At 73.3% G+C, this 14,541-nt stretch carries 11 protein-coding genes and 1 riboswitch; of the genes, 3 read left to right on the top strand and 8 right to left on the bottom strand.

Annotated elements, in window-relative coordinates:
- Positions 1-40: 40 nt before the first annotated feature.
- The 5 genes from JS756_RS21670 to JS756_RS21650 all read right to left on the bottom strand — a co-directional run bounded on the left by JS756_RS21670 (position 41) and on the right by JS756_RS21650 (position 6,718).
- Entirely contained in the window at positions 41-1,213 is a 1,173-nt protein-coding gene (locus JS756_RS21670; protein ID WP_205384809.1) for a tetratricopeptide repeat protein, read from the bottom strand.
- A 532-nt stretch (positions 1,214-1,745) separates the two neighbouring features.
- Positions 1,746-2,639, bottom strand: a complete 894-nt coding sequence (locus JS756_RS21665) for an ABC transporter permease (protein ID WP_205384808.1) — start codon at positions 2,637-2,639, stop codon at positions 1,746-1,748.
- Positions 2,626-3,600, bottom strand: a complete 975-nt coding sequence (locus JS756_RS21660) for an ABC transporter ATP-binding protein (protein ID WP_205384807.1) — start codon at positions 3,598-3,600, stop codon at positions 2,626-2,628. The genes JS756_RS21665 and JS756_RS21660 overlap by 14 nt, the downstream gene beginning before the upstream one ends.
- A 62-nt stretch (positions 3,601-3,662) precedes the next feature.
- Positions 3,663-4,919 carry a LolA family protein gene (locus tag JS756_RS21655; RefSeq protein WP_205384839.1) on the bottom strand — a complete coding sequence of 419 codons (1,257 nt, stop codon included), beginning with the start codon at positions 4,917-4,919 and terminating at the stop codon, positions 3,663-3,665.
- A gap of 788 nt (positions 4,920-5,707) precedes the next feature.
- Entirely contained in the window at positions 5,708-6,718 is a 1,011-nt protein-coding gene (locus tag JS756_RS21650; RefSeq protein ID WP_205384806.1) for a polyprenyl synthetase family protein, read from the bottom strand.
- A 596-nt stretch (positions 6,719-7,314) separates the two neighbouring features.
- A riboswitch (cyclic di-AMP (ydaO/yuaA leader) is annotated at positions 7,315-7,500 on the top strand.
- Between the two features lie 3 nt (positions 7,501-7,503).
- Between JS756_RS21650 and JS756_RS21645 the strand changes: the two genes are divergently transcribed.
- Complete coding sequence (locus JS756_RS21645) at positions 7,504-8,007, top strand: transglycosylase SLT domain-containing protein (protein ID WP_205384805.1); 504 nt, start codon at positions 7,504-7,506, stop codon at positions 8,005-8,007.
- Between the two features lie 72 nt (positions 8,008-8,079).
- On the opposite strand, the gene JS756_RS21640 is transcribed toward JS756_RS21645, so the two are convergent.
- The 3 genes from JS756_RS21640 to JS756_RS21630 form a co-directional block, all read right to left on the bottom strand.
- Positions 8,080-8,886, bottom strand: a complete 807-nt coding sequence (locus JS756_RS21640; RefSeq protein WP_205384804.1) for an HAD family hydrolase — start codon at positions 8,884-8,886, stop codon at positions 8,080-8,082.
- A 457-nt stretch (positions 8,887-9,343) separates the two neighbouring features.
- On the bottom strand, positions 9,344-10,543 hold the full coding sequence (locus tag JS756_RS21635) for an FAD-dependent oxidoreductase (RefSeq protein ID WP_205384803.1): 1,200 nt from the start codon (positions 10,541-10,543) through the stop codon (positions 9,344-9,346).
- A gap of 73 nt (positions 10,544-10,616) precedes the next feature.
- Positions 10,617-11,885, bottom strand: coding sequence for a carboxylate--amine ligase (locus tag JS756_RS21630; RefSeq protein ID WP_205384802.1), 1,269 nt, complete (start codon positions 11,883-11,885; stop codon positions 10,617-10,619).
- Between the two features lie 223 nt (positions 11,886-12,108).
- Here JS756_RS21630 and fahA point away from each other — a divergent pair, with 223 nt between their 5' ends.
- Positions 12,109-13,323, top strand: coding sequence for a fumarylacetoacetase (gene fahA / locus JS756_RS21625; RefSeq protein ID WP_205384801.1), 1,215 nt, complete (start codon positions 12,109-12,111; stop codon positions 13,321-13,323).
- A gap of 278 nt (positions 13,324-13,601) precedes the next feature.
- The gene (locus tag JS756_RS21620) at positions 13,602-14,540 is read left to right on the top strand and encodes a M56 family metallopeptidase (RefSeq protein WP_205384800.1); all 939 of its coding nucleotides are present in this window, start codon (positions 13,602-13,604) and stop codon (positions 14,538-14,540) included.
- The last annotated feature ends 1 nt before the right edge of the window (position 14,541 follow it).

The following is a 14,541-nucleotide window of genomic DNA, read 5'->3' as shown; positions in this document are numbered from 1 at the left end:
GTGCACGGCGGGAGGACTCGGGCGGGAGAGGCCGGAGCCCTCACCGCCCTCCGGCGGCGGCACGTCCGGCGAGCCGGGTCATCCGGGCACGCGCGAAGCCCAGTTGCTCGATGTCGTCCGCGGCGGGACCCGCCACCGCGCTGAGTTCCACCCACAGTTCGAGCAGGTCACGGCCGAGGTCCAGGCCCTGCGCCGGGTCGCGCACCGCGCGCCATGCGGTGGCCGCGCTCTGCACGTTTCCGTAGGCGGCCTCCGCGTCGCGGGCGCGGTGGTGGATGCGGGCCAGGTCCAGGGAGAGGTGGAACGCCCGGACCGGGTCGCCTCCCAGGTAGGCAATGTAGGCGGTGAGGGCGCGCAGCCGCAGCACCTCGACGTGCTCCGCACCCAGCGCCCTCGCGGCCTCCGCCACGGCACGGTCGGCGAGTAGGGCGGCCTCCGGTATCCGGCCCGACCTCACGGCCTCGTTGATCTGCGCGACCGCCGCCACGAGCGCGGGCGGGGCCCCGGCACCGACGGCGGGCTCCTCCGCGAGCACGGCTTCGGCGACGGCGTCGAAGCCGCGGGGCGGAGCGGTTCCGGCGGCGGTTTCGACGGCAGCCGGAACGGTCCCGACGGCGGAGGCGAAGCCGGAGGCGGCACCCGAGCCCGCGTCGGCGCCGGTCACCGGAGCGGAGGCGAAGCCGGCGTCGGCTTCGGGCTCGCGGACGAGGGCGGGGACGGACGGCGGGAGGGAGACGGGGGCGGAAGCAGGGAAAGGAAGAACACCAGCGGCGGGGGCAGGGGCGACGTCGGTGGCCCGCACGCTCCCGGCGCCGTTCGCAGCACGCGCGCCCTCCGAGCCGTCCGCGGCCCGCGCGCCCTCGGCGGGTGTCCCGTGGGGCGCGGTGAGCGGCTCCCCCGTGAGGTGGCTCGAGCCGTCGACGTCGACGCGGAGCGGGACGACGCAACCGACCCGCTCGTCGTGGATGGTGACGTGCACGGAGCGGCCGGCGGCGAGGGCGATGCGGTGCAGCTGCCCGAGAACGGCGCGCTGGATCTCCTCACCGTGGCCCGCGACGACCGGCACTCCGCCGATCCACGCGCGCGGGGCCCCGGGCCCGGCGGCCGGGACATGGACGTCGAGCGGGGCCGCGGCCGATCCCCCGGCGGTCGCCGTTCCCGCGTCCGGCTTCGCTTCCCGGTCCTCGCGGCCGAGTCGAGACTTCGCTTCCATCGTGCCTTTCACCGTTCCCCGCGCCCCTCTCGCCGCCAGAGCCGTGACGGCCCTCCGTGCCTTGGCGCCATACTCCGTTCCTGCACGTGCTTCCAAGTCTCGCCGGTCACTCCCGGCGACGGCGTCACCACAGCGTCACAGACTCGTCCCGAGACCTCCGGCCGAGACCCGAGCACGCGCACCCCGACCGTTCCACCCCCGACTCCCGACGGCTCCCGCACGGGGAGGAACAGCCGCCCGCGGGGTCCTGACCCCGTCGACCGGTCGCGGTCTCCGGGCGGTCACTGCCTCCGGCTGTCGGTCCGACCGGCCACGAGACCGCCTGCCCCCAGGACCGCCTGCCCCCAGGTCCGCCGGACCCTCGGACCGCCCGGCCCTCGGACCGTGAAGCCGCACGCCGTCGGACCGTGAAGCCGCACGCCGTCGGACCGTGAGGCCATCGGACCGTGAGGCCGGACGCCGTCGGACCCTGAGGCCGTCGGACGGCGAGACCACACGCCGTCGGACCGGCCGCCCGTCGAGGCGTCCGCCGTCAGGCCGTGATGTCCTTCCCGGCGAATCGGGCCCAGGCCGCTGAGCCGAACACGGCCGCGTACAGGGCCTGCAGGCCCAGATTGCGCTGCAGGTCGTCCCACTGGACCGGGTCGCGCATCAGGTCGGCGAAGGACAGCCAGTAGTGCGAGAAGAAGTACGGCCCGAGCGCGTCCAGCTGCGGGATCTGGTCGAGGATCTGCACGGTGATCAGCAGGCCCACGGTCGTCGCCATCGCCGCGATGCCGCTGCCCGTGAGCGTGGAGACGAACAGGCCGAGGGCGGCCACACCGACCAGCGACGCGGCGACGACCAGTGCGATCAGCAGGGCCCGGCCCAGCCCGTCGGCGAGGCTGATCCGGGTGCCGGAGATGGTGGTGAGATCGCCCAGCGGAAACAGCAGAGCCCCCACGGCGAGCGCCGACACGGCGACGACCAGGGCGGCCAGCAGGCAGAACACCAGAGTGGTCGTGTACTTGGCGAGCAGGAGCCGGGTGCGCCCGGCCGGGGCGACCAGCAGATAGCGCAGGGTGCCCGCATTCGCCTCACCGGCGATCGAGTCCCCGGCGATCACTCCGACCGCCATGGGGAGGAAGAACGGCAGGGTCGCCGCCAGGGCTGCGAACACCAGGAACAGACCGTTGTTGGTGACCTGCGAGATGAACGCCGGCCCGTCTCCGCCCCGATGACCGACCGACGAACCACCACGGGTCTCGATCTTCACCGCGATCCCCACCAGCACCGGCACGACGGCCAGCACGCCCAGCAGCGCCAGGGTGCGCCAGCGCCGCAGCGTGATGACGAGTTCGCTGCGGAAGAGCCCGAGACTCCACAGCGGCCCGGGCGTGCGGCCGGCGTGTGAGCCCTCGGCCGGAAGGGCATCAGCCCGCGACATCGAATCCCTCCCCGGTGAGGGCGACGAACGCGTCCTCCAGCGAGGCCCGTTCCACCCCGAAGCCGCGCACCCGGACGCCGGACGCCACCAGGGCGGCGTTCAGCTCGGCCGGTTCGCGTTCGGGCGGCTCTCCCGACACCTGCTCCTCGGTCACCACGACGTCCGCCACGCCCTGCTCCTTCAGTACCCGTGCCGCCTCGGACGTGTCCGGCGTGGTCACCACCAGCCGCCCGCGGGCGCGTGCCGCCAGCTCGGCGACCGGGCCCTGGACGACGAGCCGCCCCTGGGCCATGACGGCCGCGTGACTGCACACCTGCTCGATCTCGTCGAGGAGGTGGGAGGAGAGGAAGACGGTGGTGCCGTCGGCGGCCAGCTCACGGATCAGGGCGCGGATCTCCCGCATCCCCTGCGGATCCAGCCCGTTGGTCGGCTCGTCGAGCACGAGCAGCCGGCGCGGCTGGAGCAGTGCCGACGCGAGCCCCAGGCGCTGCTTCATGCCCAGCGAGTACGCCCTGGCCTTCTTGCCCGCGGCGGCCGTCAGCCCCACCCGCTGCAGCGCCGCCGCGACCCGGGCGCGCCGGGTGCGGGGGTCGGCCGTCGGATCGGCGGCGTCGTAGCGCAGCAGGTTGTCCCGGCCGGAGAGGAAGCCGTACAGGGCAGGCCCCTCGATGAGCGCGCCGACCTGCGGCAGTACGGTGCGGGCGGCACGCGGCATGGGGTGCCCGAGCAGCCGCGCCGCTCCGGAGGTCGGTTCGATGAGCCCCATCAGCATGCGGATGGTGGTGGTCTTGCCTGAGCCGTTCGGACCGAGGAAGCCGAAGACACTGCCCGCCGGGACGCTCAGGTCGAGCGCGTCCACGGCGAGTTGCCCGCCGCGGTAGCGCTTGGTGAGCGCGCGGGTGTGGATGACGGGATCGTCCACCCCGCCCACCTCGGTCTCCGCGGCGGACACAGGGCCCATGGGCTGCACTCCTCGACGGTCGACGGCCGGTTCCGACGGTCACGCCACGCGCAACGGCCCCGTCACCGACCGGCGTTGGCGGCGCGAACCAGCGTGTCCTTGTCCACCGTACCGACGTAGACCTTGCCGTCGTCGGTGATGAGGGCATTGACCAGGCGCGTGGAGAAGACGGTGCCGGAGCCGAACTTGCCGCTGACGTGGTCCCCGAGCGAGTCGAGGAAGCCGCCGAGGTCACCGCCGGCCTCGGAGCCCGAGGGCACGCCGGAACCGCCGGTGTCGAAGGTGGCGACGGTGTTCCATCCCTTGCCGAGCATCTTCATCCCGTCCAGTCCCTTGGCGAGGCCCTTGCCGGACTCGGGGCCTGCGGGGCCCGTTCCGGCCCGCTCGTGGGTGTCGCCCTCGGTGACCTGCGCGCCCCGGGGAGGGGTGAAGTCGAACGTCGACGCGGCCGGCGCGGTGAAGCCGACCTTCGTGAAGCCGACGTCGACCACGGCCGCACCGCCCGCGGCCGGAGTGAGCGTGAACTTCAGGGGCATCCCGGTCTTCGCGTCCACGGCGATGCTGATCGCGCCGACCGTCGTGCCGGACTGCTTGGGCTTGATCAGCAGCTTGTAGGCGTCGCGTCCGGCGACGTGGACCGTGCCGTCGACCGTGACGGAGGTCGTGTCGTCGACGGACCTGAGTGCCTCCGCGGCGAAGTCGCGCGGGGTGGCGGGCAGTCCGTCCCGACGGTCGGCGCCCCGGTTCCCGTTCTTGCCGGCGTCCTTGCGGGAGGCGTCGTCGACGGTGGAGTGGTAGACCTCGTCGGACTCGCTGTCGTAGCCCCACACGTCCTTGCCGTTGTGGATGAGGCTGTACTCGGCCGCGTCCTCCAGCAGCGACACCTTCTGGCGGTCCGGCCCGTCGGTCGCGACCCGCAGGGTGTGCGACCCGGACGCGAGTTCGGTGAGCCTGGCCGAGGGGTCGGCGGGGGAGCCGTCGCCCCCGGCCTTCGGCCCCCGGCCGGCACCGCCGACCCCGGAGCCGAGGCTGTTGCCCAGACCGCCGAGGTCGGGGAGCCCGAGGTCCGTGTTGATCCTCACCGTGCCGGACAGCTGCTGCTCGTCCGACGCGGCGATCTTCTCGATGAGCTGCTGCGCGCTGATCTCGGGCAGGTCGGGGTCACCGGAGTCGGCGAGCGCGGGCACGATCCCGATCGTCGCCGCCGCCACCCCCACCACCGCGACCGGGACGACGTAGCGGGAAGCCTTGCGCCGCCCCGCCCGCAGGTCCTCGGCCTCGCCCGCGGTCCTGCTGTCGTCGGACTCGTACGGTGCCATGTGTGCCATACCTCCGTAGTCGGCGGCGACTGTCCGTCCGTCTCGCGCCGGAGCGCACGGATCCCACCAAGCCGCCATTCTCACCCGAATCGGTGAAGTTCGGTGTCTTCCGTGCTCTCCATCTGACCAAATCAGTCATGAGGAAGCGTCAGCCCCCGGGCTCAACTCCGCGTAGTTCTACGGTATGACGCGGAGCGCAGAGGATCCGCCGTCCCGTAGGGGGTGCGGGGCGTGAGGACGGGGTGGCGGGGTCGACGAGAGCGGCGGCCGAAGCGGCCCGAGGCCGGGGCGAGGAACCCGGGCGGGCGAGGTGGGAGCCGGGGCCCGCGGACGGCGCCGGGGCGTGGTGCGGGGCCGAGGCCCGGGCCCGGAACGCGGGCCCGGAGCCGGGGGGTCGAGGCCGCGACGCGGCGCCGGACGTGGGGCCGGGTGGATCGGGATCAGGTCAGAGGGTCACGAAGATACGGGCCAGGGCCGGCGCGCGGACTGCGCGTACCGCCGGATTCCGGGTGCGGAGCGGGCCGGGCGTGCGCGCCTCTCGCGGTCGAGCCGCGCAGCCGCCGAGCGGGAGAGTCCCCGGCCCGATCGGGCACCGGGCGGACAGTGCGCGCGGGCAGGGCTGGGGCGGACGAGCGCCGAGGGCGAGCGCCCTCGGGGCCCGCAGGGCAGAGGGGCTGAGGGGCGCCCCGCCGCCCGGGCGGACGAGCGCGGGGCGGCGGGCAGGTACTCCCGGGGGCGCGGCGCAGGGCGCCACTCGGGTCAGCCCGCCCGGCGGACGACCGCGCGGCTCAACCGGCCCGGTGGACCACCGCGTCGCACAGCTCCATCAGCGCGAGCTTGGCATCGCACTCGGTGAGCGGGCCCAGCGCGGCCCGGGCCTCCTCGGCGTACCGCACGGTGTCCTTCCGCGCCTGCTCCAGCGCCGGGTGCGCCCGCAGTGCCGCCAGCGCCTCCGCGTGCCGGGCGTCGTCGCTCAGGTCGGAGTCCAGCAGCTCGCACAACGCGACGTCCTCGGCGAGCCCGAGGCGGGCCGCCCGTTCACGCAGCCGCAGCACGGGCAGGGTCGGGATCCCCTCGCGAAGATCGGTCCCGGGAGTCTTCCCGGACTCGCGGGAGTCGCTGGCGATGTCGAGCACGTCGTCGGCCAGCTGGAAGGCGACGCCGAGCCGCTCCCCGTACTGCGTCAGGACGTCCACCACGGTCTCGTCCGCTCCGGACATCATCGCCCCGAACCGGCACGACACGGCCACCAGCGATCCCGTCTTGCCGCCCAGCACATCCAGGTAGTGCTCGACCGGGTCCCGCCCGTCCTGCGGGCCGGCCGTCTCCAGGATCTGCCCGGTCACCAGCCGCTCGAACGCCACGGCCTGCACCCGCACCGCCTCCGGGCCGAGGTCGGCCAGGATCTGGGAGGCACGGGCGAAGAGGAAATCGCCGGTCAGGACGGCCACGGAGTTGCCCCACCGGGTGTTCGCGCTGGGCACTCCGCGTCGGACGGACGCCTCGTCCATGACGTCGTCGTGGTACAGCGTGGCCAGGTGGGTCAGCTCCACGACCACGGCCGACGGCACGACGCCCGGGGCGTAGGGGTCACCGAACTGCGCCGCGAGCATCACGAGCAGTGGCCGGAACCGCTTCCCGCCCGCGCGCACCAGGTGCTGCGCCGCCTCGGTGATGAAGGGAACCTCGCTCTTGGTGGCCTCGAGCAACCCTTCCTCGACAGCCGTCAATCCGGCCTGGACATCGGCTTCCAGAGCCTGGTCCCGCACGCTCAGCCCGAACGGCCCGACGACGGTCACGAGGGGTCTCCTGTCTGCTGGTGTCTGCTGGCGATTACACGGTTTGTCGATAGGTCGCTGCCATCACTCGCCAGCGTATCCGGTCACCTTTCGATCACCGATAGGCCCCACGGTTACAGGCCAGGCGGTATCGGATCACGCCCGTTATGTTCTTGATCGGTTGATAAGGACGGACATTCATCGACTTACCAGGAAGTAATTCCCCTGGGCGACCACGCCACTCTCGAATCCGAGGCGACCCCTCCTTCACTTAACGGACAACTGCCATGAGAACGACCCACACCCCCCACGAGGTTCCACAGCAGGCCCGACACCCCACCCCTTACAGGCAAGTTGAGCCGTTTGCCCGTTTCAGCACCCTTGTCGACCAAGGTGAGTTGGCTCACTCGAAAGGCCGAACCCGGCGCCGCCCCCTCCACCCCTTTCGCCGCGCCCCGTCGGCGAGTTGAGCCTTGGCAGCCGCAAAGGATCAAGCAGGCCAAATCCCCCTGATCATGACTACTCGGGGCGTTGAGTGAATCCGGTACTTGTTCCCGACATGTGCTCTCGCATACGTTCCCGGCCTGTCGGGCGGACGCCGAATCCTGCCGCCGCCCGTTCCACCATCGACGCAACCACTCACGTGCGGCAGGAGCGGGGGACCCAGGTAAGTCGCCGGGCCGGGCGTCTTCGGACGCGCCGGACCGGCTCGGGGTGAAGTCGACCGCCCGCAGGGCGGTTCGGCCGGGCACCTCCCAGCCCGAACCCGACAGCTCACCTCGCAGGCGCCGGAGAGGAACTTCGCCATGCCTGCTGCCGGTCAGCTCCGCCCGTCCCGCACCTCCCGTCTCACCCGCGCCCTCGCCGCGGCCGGGACGGGCGCAGCCGTCCTCGCCCTCCCGCTCCTAGGCGCGACGAGCGCCTCCGCGGCCACCCCGGCGACCACGGCGTCGTCCACCGCGACCGCGTCGACCACCCTCGCGGGGTACCCCAACAACCTCGACGGCTGGATCCGCGAGTCGCTGGCGATCATGGCCGAGGAGGGCATCCCCGGCTCGTACAACGGCATCTACCGCAACATCATCCGCGAGTCCTCGGGCAACCCCAACGCCATCAACCTCTGGGACTCCAACGCCGCGGCCGGCACCCCCTCCAAGGGCCTGCTGCAGGTCATCGACCCCACCTTCGCCGCCTACCACGTGCCCGGCACCGCGTACGACCCCTACGACCCGGTCGCCAACATCACCGCCGCCTGCAACTACGCCGCGGCCCGCTACGGCTCCATCGACAACGTGTTCGGCGCCTACTGATCCCGGCACGCCCAGGTAGGCGGCGGCTGCTTCCCCGGCAAGGGCCGCTCCCGGGGGAAGCAGCCGCCACGCCTACGGAAAGAGCCGTTCGAGGACGACGGCGATGCCGTCGTCCTCGTTCGACAGGGTGACCTCGTCCGCCACCGCCTTCAGCTCGGGATGGGCGTTGGCCATGGCGACGCCGTGGGCCGCCCAGTCGAACATCGGGATGTCGTTGGGCATGTCCCCGAAGGCCAGTGCCCGCTCCCGGCGCAGCCCGAGGTGTTCGGCGGCCAGCGCCAGCCCGGTCGCCTTGGTGATGCCGCACGGCTGGAGCTCCACGGTGCCCGGCCCGGACATCGTGACCGTGGCGAGGGAACCCACCACCGCCCGGGCCGTCGCGGCCAACTCGTCGTCGGACAGCTCGGGATGGCGCAGCAGCACCTTGCTGAGGGGCTTCCCCCACAGGTCGTCGCGCCGGCCGACCCGCACCGCCGGCAGGGTCGGACGGGGCATCCGGTACCCGGGTTCGATGAGCGTGAGCCCGTCGACGCCGTCCTGGTCGACCGCGGCGTGCACCTGGCCGACCTCCGCCTCGATCTTGCCCAGCGCGGTCTCGGCCAGCTCCCGGTCCAGGGTGACCGACCACAGCAACCGGTCCGCGCCCGCGTCGTACACCTGCGCGCCCTGACCGCACACCGCGAGTCCCGTGCAGCCGAGGCCCTCCAGCAGCGGCCGTACCCGGGGCGCCGGGCGGCCCGTCACCACCAGGTGCCGGGCCCCGGCCGCCGTGGCCCGCACGAGTGCGGCGAGGGACCGGTCGGAGGCGGTGTCGTCGCCGCGTAGGAGCGTTCCGTCCAGGTCCGTGGCGACGAGTGAATATGCGGTGGGTGCGGCCATGATCCGAGAATACGGACACCGCAACCCGCCCGTTCACGCTGCCCGGGACTCCGCTCCGCCACCCCCTGCCCCACCGGCCACGCCCCCGCGCCCACCGGCCGCGACGGCCGGTGCTCCCGCCGTGGGCCCGGCCCTCGCCCCTCCCGCCGACAGCGGTCGCCGGCCACGGGCCCCGTGGCCGGCGACCCGCGCGGCACAGATCGCGCGGGGCAGCGCCCCGGGGCTCGGACCCCGCGGACGGTCCCCGAGGACTCAGGACCCGTGGACGTCCTTCGCCGGCACGCCCCCTGCGGATCGGCGGCGGGCGCAGGCGGGGCCGGCCGGGTCCGAGGAGTCGGCGGGTCCGAGGAGTCGGCGGGTCCGAGGAGTCGGCGGATCCGAGGAGTCGGCGGATCCGCGGAGCGGGCGGTGCCGGTGAGCGGTCACTGCGGCGCGCGGGGCCGAGGGTCCCGGGGCGTCATCCGTGCGCTGCCGCCAAGTGCCCGGCCAGGCGCGGCGAGGCGAACTCCGTGCCGCACACGAAGCGCATGACCGGACCGTAGGACGCCGCGGCGGGCAGGCCCGTGAAGTACAGGCCCGGCACCGACGACGCGTAGCCCGCGCCGAGTACCGGTGTGCCGCGGCTGACGGCCAGTTCGGTGCGCAGCTCGTGGCCGAGGAAGTCCATCGCCGCGATGTCCACCCGGTAGCCCGTCGCCGCCATGACGTGGTCGGCGGACAGCTGCTGCACCCCGCCCGCGTGCGTACGCACGGTGAGCACCGTGCGGCCGGCCGCCGTCTCCATGCGGACGACCCGGTCCACCTCGCTGACCTCGACCTTCCCCTCGAACCGGCCGCGCAGCCACCAGGCGCCGAGAGGACCGAGGACCCGGCGGACGAGCAGGTGGCGCAGCCCGGCCGGCAGGAAGCGGTAGGGATGCGGGTAGTAGCTGAGCGCCCACAGCGACCAGGCCCGGCCGAAAGGGGACTCGGGGCGCAGCCTCGGCTGCTCCCAGGGCGGTGCGCCGAAGGCGACCCTGCCGCGGGCGACGACCCTCACCCGGGCACCGGCCTCGGCGGCCAGCACGGCCGTCTCCAGGGCGGACTGGCCGGCGCCGACGACGAGCAGTTCCCGGCCGGAGAAGCGGCCGAGATCGTGGTGCTGACTGCTGTGCGAGAGCGGGCCGGTGGGGCTCGGCCCGTCCGCGGCGCCGGCAGCCAGCTCTCCGGGCAGGTGCGCGAGCCCCGACAGGCCGGTCGCCACCACGACCGCGCGGGCCGTGAACGACTCCCCCGAGTCCAGCTTCAGTTCGAACCCCGGCCGGCCCGGAGCGCGGTCGACGGAAATTACCCTGACCCGCTCCAGCCCGGGCACCAGGCTCTGCTGGAACCACTGCCCGTAGTCGATGAAGGTCCGCACGGGGATGATGTCCTCGTCCGTGACCAGGCGCGGGATGTCCGCCGCGTCGCAGTAGTCGACGAGGGTGTGCCCGGGCCGCGGGGCGTCGATGTCGGAGGCGGCGGGGGTCGACTTGAGGAGCATTCCGGCGGGCATGTGGTCGCGCCAGCTGACCATGGGCTCGCCGAAGACCCGCACCGGGATGCCGCGTGCGCTCAGATGGGCAGCGGTGGACAGGCCGAACGGCCCCGCACCGATGACTGCTACCGGTTGAATCACGAAGTCCCTCCCCAGGACGTCACATCGTCACCTCGTGGCCGGCGCGGACCGGACGAACCACCCGAGGGCAGCGCTAGGAGCCCGAACCGGTGCTGCTGCCGCGGCGGTTGGTGCGCCACAGCTGATACAGGTGCTTCGCGCCCGGCCGCACGAAGCGCGCGAGCATCGTGAGGAACGGCAGCGGGTCGTCACCCGCGAGCCAGGCCAGCTCCGTCCCGGTGGGCCGTGCCGGCGCGTGCGGCGTCGTGTAGCCACTGCGGCGGTAGGCGAGCAGGGCCGGCAGGTCGATGTTCTCCACGATGTAGCGGTGGCCGTCCCGCTGTTCCCCCTCCGGAACCGGGCGTCCGGTCAGGTCCAGGTGCATGGCGCGTACGACGTCGACGCCCCACTCGTTCTCGAAGAGCCGGAACTGGGCGCCCATGCGCGGGTTGAAGTCGAGGAGCTTGTACTGTCCGTCGCGCCGGTCGAAGCGCAGGTCGAGGTCGATGATCCCGGCGAAGCCGATCTGCTTGATGAAACGTGCGGCGAGGTCGGCGAGTTCCGGATTGTCGACGGCGTAGGCGTTGGCCGTCATGCCCGCGTGCGGCGGCCAGGAGCGGACCTTCACCCCGGTGAACATCGCCAGCGGCACCGAGTCCCGGTCGAAGTAGGCGTGCACGATCCAGTCCTCGGCGTCCTCCCTCGGCAGGTACTCCTGGAGGATCACCCCGGGGTGCTCGCCCCAGCCGCGGGCCAGGTCGAGCAGGCCCGCGCGGGTGGCGATCCGGGTGGTGCCGTTCACCGCGGGCTGCGACCGCCGCAGGAACGCCTCCCGGTTCTTGGCCACCACCGGGAAGCGGGCCTTCTCGGCGAACGCCTCGATGTCGTCGTAGGACCGCGGGAAGGCCGCCGCGGGGCTGGCGATGCCGTGCTCGGCGCACAGTTCGTGCAGTTGCTGCTTGCTGGCCAGGCGGCGCGGGAGCAGCGGGTCGACCCGCGGGAAGAGGAAACGGTCCGCGAGCGCCTCCTGGTTCTCGGCGATCAGGACCGCCGCCTCCTCGTCGGTGGGGACGAGCACCGCGGGCCTGCCGATCCGGCGCCCGATCAGCACAAGCCCCTCCACCAGGCGCTCCGGTTCCTCGGTGCCCGTGGTCCGCCAGGTGAACGCCCGGCTGAGGTATCGGGACGCGGCGGCCGGTGTGCAGCGGTCCTCGGTGATCGCGTACATGGGCACACCCAGCCGGCCCAGACTGCGGATCGCGCCGACCCCACCGTGATGCAGCGGATAGTCGCCGAACTTCACGATGAGCCCCGGCACCTCGGGGTCGGCCTCGAACGGCGTACATGTGGTGCTTCTGGCCACCGATCCCCCCAATGTCCCCCCAGCGGAGCGGATGTCCCCGGTCCGCGTTCCCCGCAAAGGACGCTAAGCCGGAACTGTCACCTCCGACAAGACGAATACGGACATTGCCATATCTTTAGGCACTGCCCAAGACAGCCGACCCCGCCGTAACGTGTGCGGGAACCACATGGACCACACGGCACGTCTGCCGTGTCCGACGTGCACGAAAGCGAGGCTGCACCGCATGCCCCCCTTCGACGTCCCCGAGGGCGACCCCTTCGGTGTGCACAACCTTCCCTACGGCGTCTTCTCTCCCGCGGACGCTCCCTCCGAGCGGAGGGTCGGCGTCCGGCTCGGCGACCACGTGCTCGACGCGGGTGCGGCGGCACGGGCACTGGGCTCCCCGTACGCCGAGCTGCTCGGCCGGCCCACGCTGAACGCGCTGCTGGGCGCGGGCAGCACGACCTGGTCGGACGTGCGACGCGCGCTGACCGGGTGGGTGACGGTGCCCTCCCATCGGGACGTCATCCAACCGCTCTTCCACTCCCTGTCCTCGGTCACGCTCCGTCTGCCCTTCGAGGTCGCGGACTACGTCGACTTCTACGCCTCCGAGAACCACGCCCGGAACGTGGGCCGGATGTTCCGCCCCGACGCGGCGGACTCGCTGACCCCGAACTGGAAGCACCTGCCCATCGGCTACCACGGCCGCTCCGGCACGGTCGTCGTCTCGGGCACGGACGTCGTCCGCCCCGCGGGCCAGCGCAAGGCGCCCACCGACCCGGCGCCCGTGTTCGGCCCGTCGGTCCGGCTGGACATCGAGGCCGAGGTCGGATTCGTCGTCGGCACCCCCTCGCGGATGGGCGAGCCGGTCGCGCTCGGCGACTACCGCGAGCACGTCTTCGGACTGTGCCTCCTCAACGACTGGTCGGCCCGCGACATCCAGGCCTGGGAGTACGTCCCCCTCGGCCCCTTCCTCGGCAAGTCCTTCGCCACCTCGGTGTCGGCGTGGATCACGCCCCTGGAGGCGCTGGAGGACGCCCGCGTCGCACCGCCGGAGCGGACGCATCCGCTGCTGCCCTACCTGGACGACTCCGCGGAGGAGCCCGGCGGCTACGACCTGCGGATCTCCGTCTCCGTCAACGGCCACGTCGTCTCCGAGCCCCCCTTCTCCACCATGTACTGGACGGCCGCCCAGCAGCTGGCCCACATGACGGTCAACGGCGCTTCGCTGCGCACCGGCGACCTGTACGGGTCGGGCACGGTGAGCGGGCCGGAGGAGCGGCAGCGCGGCTCCCTGCTGGAGCTGACCTGGAACGGCCGCGACGCGCTGGAACTCCCCGACGGCAAGCGCACGTTCCTGGAGGACGGCGACGTGGTGACCCTGTCGGCGTGGGCTCCCGGCCCGGGCGGCGCCCGCGTGGGCCTGGGCGAGGTGACGGGCCGGATCGTGGCGGGCTGACCACACGCCGACCTGCCGGAGGACGGCGCCGCCGGCGGGCTGACGCCGCGCCGCCGTCCGGTCATACTGGCGGCGGGTGCGCTCACACCGCGTACCCGCCGCCGACGGCCACCGCCGCGGCGGCTCGCCGCCGTCCACTCTGCGCACGCCCCGGCACCGGCCCTCCCGGCGCCTCCCGAACCCCGCCCACGGCACGACCGCTCCACCCGCACTCTCCGCGCCCCTGCCCACCGTCGCCTCCCCCGCCATCTCACGACCAGGATCCGGAGCCCGCCGGCATGACCGTCTGCCTGCTCCTGCTGAGCGCCGTCGCACTGACGGCCGCCGTACCGGTCCCACGCGCCCTGACCCGGGCGGCCTGGCCCGAGCGGGAACCGGTCGTCGCCCTCTGGGTGTGGCAGTGCCTCGTCGCGACCGTCCTGCTGTGCTGTCTGACGGCCCTGGCCCTGGGGGCCGCCGCCGTCTTCCACACCGTCCGCGCCCAGGTCTTCGCGCCCGCTCCGCCGGCCGTGACCGAGGCCTACGACCTGTCCGCCGCACCGGTCTGGGCGGCCGTCCTCACCCTGCTGCTGGCCTGCGGTGCGGCCTGGACCGGTGCGATGCTCGCCCGGGAACTCGTCGAGGCCCGCCGGCGCCGCGGTCTGACCCTCGCCCACCTGCGCGAACGCGCCCCCGACCTGCCCGCCGGGCTACCCGCCGCACGCGGTCCGCTGCTGGTGCTGGAAGACGAGTATCCCGACGCGCGATGGCTGCCCGGCCACCCGCCGCAGCTGGTCGTCACCACCGGTGCGCTGCACCGGCTCACCACCCACCAGCTCGACGCGGTCCTCGCCCACGAGCGCGGTCATGCCCGCGCCCACCACGACTGGCTGCTGCACCTGTCCACCGCGCTGGCCACCGGCTTCCCCCGCATCCCCCTGTTCTCCCATTTCTGCGACCAGACCCACCGTCTGGTGGAACTGGCCGCGGACGACACGGCGTCCCGGCGCTGCGGCCACCTCACCACGGCCCTGGCTCTGATCGAACTGAACCAGCACCGAGGCGTCCTGTCGTGCGACTCCAGCCGCCGCCTGCTGGGCGAGCGGGTGGACCGCCTCCTCGCGCCGCCGCCCCGCCTGGGCCGGCGCCGCCGCGCCCTGACGACGACGGTGGCTGCGCTGGTCCCCCTGCTGCCTCTGCTGATCACGTTCGCCCCCGGGCTGTCGGCCCTGGCATGAG

The organism is Streptomyces actuosus (assembly GCF_016921115.1).
Taxonomy (GTDB): domain Bacteria; phylum Actinomycetota; class Actinomycetes; order Streptomycetales; family Streptomycetaceae; genus Streptomyces; species Streptomyces actuosus_A.
This window is presented reverse-complemented; position numbering and strand designations above follow the sequence as displayed.

What these genes read in the sequence shown, in the direction of transcription:
- JS756_RS21670 (WP_205384809.1), bottom strand. Translation starts at nt 1,213, where the DNA reads ATGGAAGCGAAGTCTCGACTCGGCCGCGAGGACCGGGAAGCGAAGCCG.
- JS756_RS21665 (WP_205384808.1), bottom strand. Translation starts at nt 2,639, where the DNA reads ATGTCGCGGGCTGATGCCCTTCCGGCCGAGGGCTCACACGCCGGCCGC.
- JS756_RS21660 (WP_205384807.1), bottom strand. Translation starts at nt 3,600, where the DNA reads ATGGGCCCTGTGTCCGCCGCGGAGACCGAGGTGGGCGGGGTGGACGAT.
- JS756_RS21655 (WP_205384839.1), bottom strand. Translation starts at nt 4,919, where the DNA reads ATGGCACCGTACGAGTCCGACGACAGCAGGACCGCGGGCGAGGCCGAG.
- JS756_RS21645 (WP_205384805.1), top strand. Translation starts at nt 7,504, where the DNA reads ATGCCTGCTGCCGGTCAGCTCCGCCCGTCCCGCACCTCCCGTCTCACC.
- JS756_RS21640 (WP_205384804.1), bottom strand. Translation starts at nt 8,886, where the DNA reads ATGGCCGCACCCACCGCATATTCACTCGTCGCCACGGACCTGGACGGA.
- fahA (WP_205384801.1), top strand. Translation starts at nt 12,109, where the DNA reads ATGCCCCCCTTCGACGTCCCCGAGGGCGACCCCTTCGGTGTGCACAAC.
- JS756_RS21620 (WP_205384800.1), top strand. Translation starts at nt 13,602, where the DNA reads ATGACCGTCTGCCTGCTCCTGCTGAGCGCCGTCGCACTGACGGCCGCC.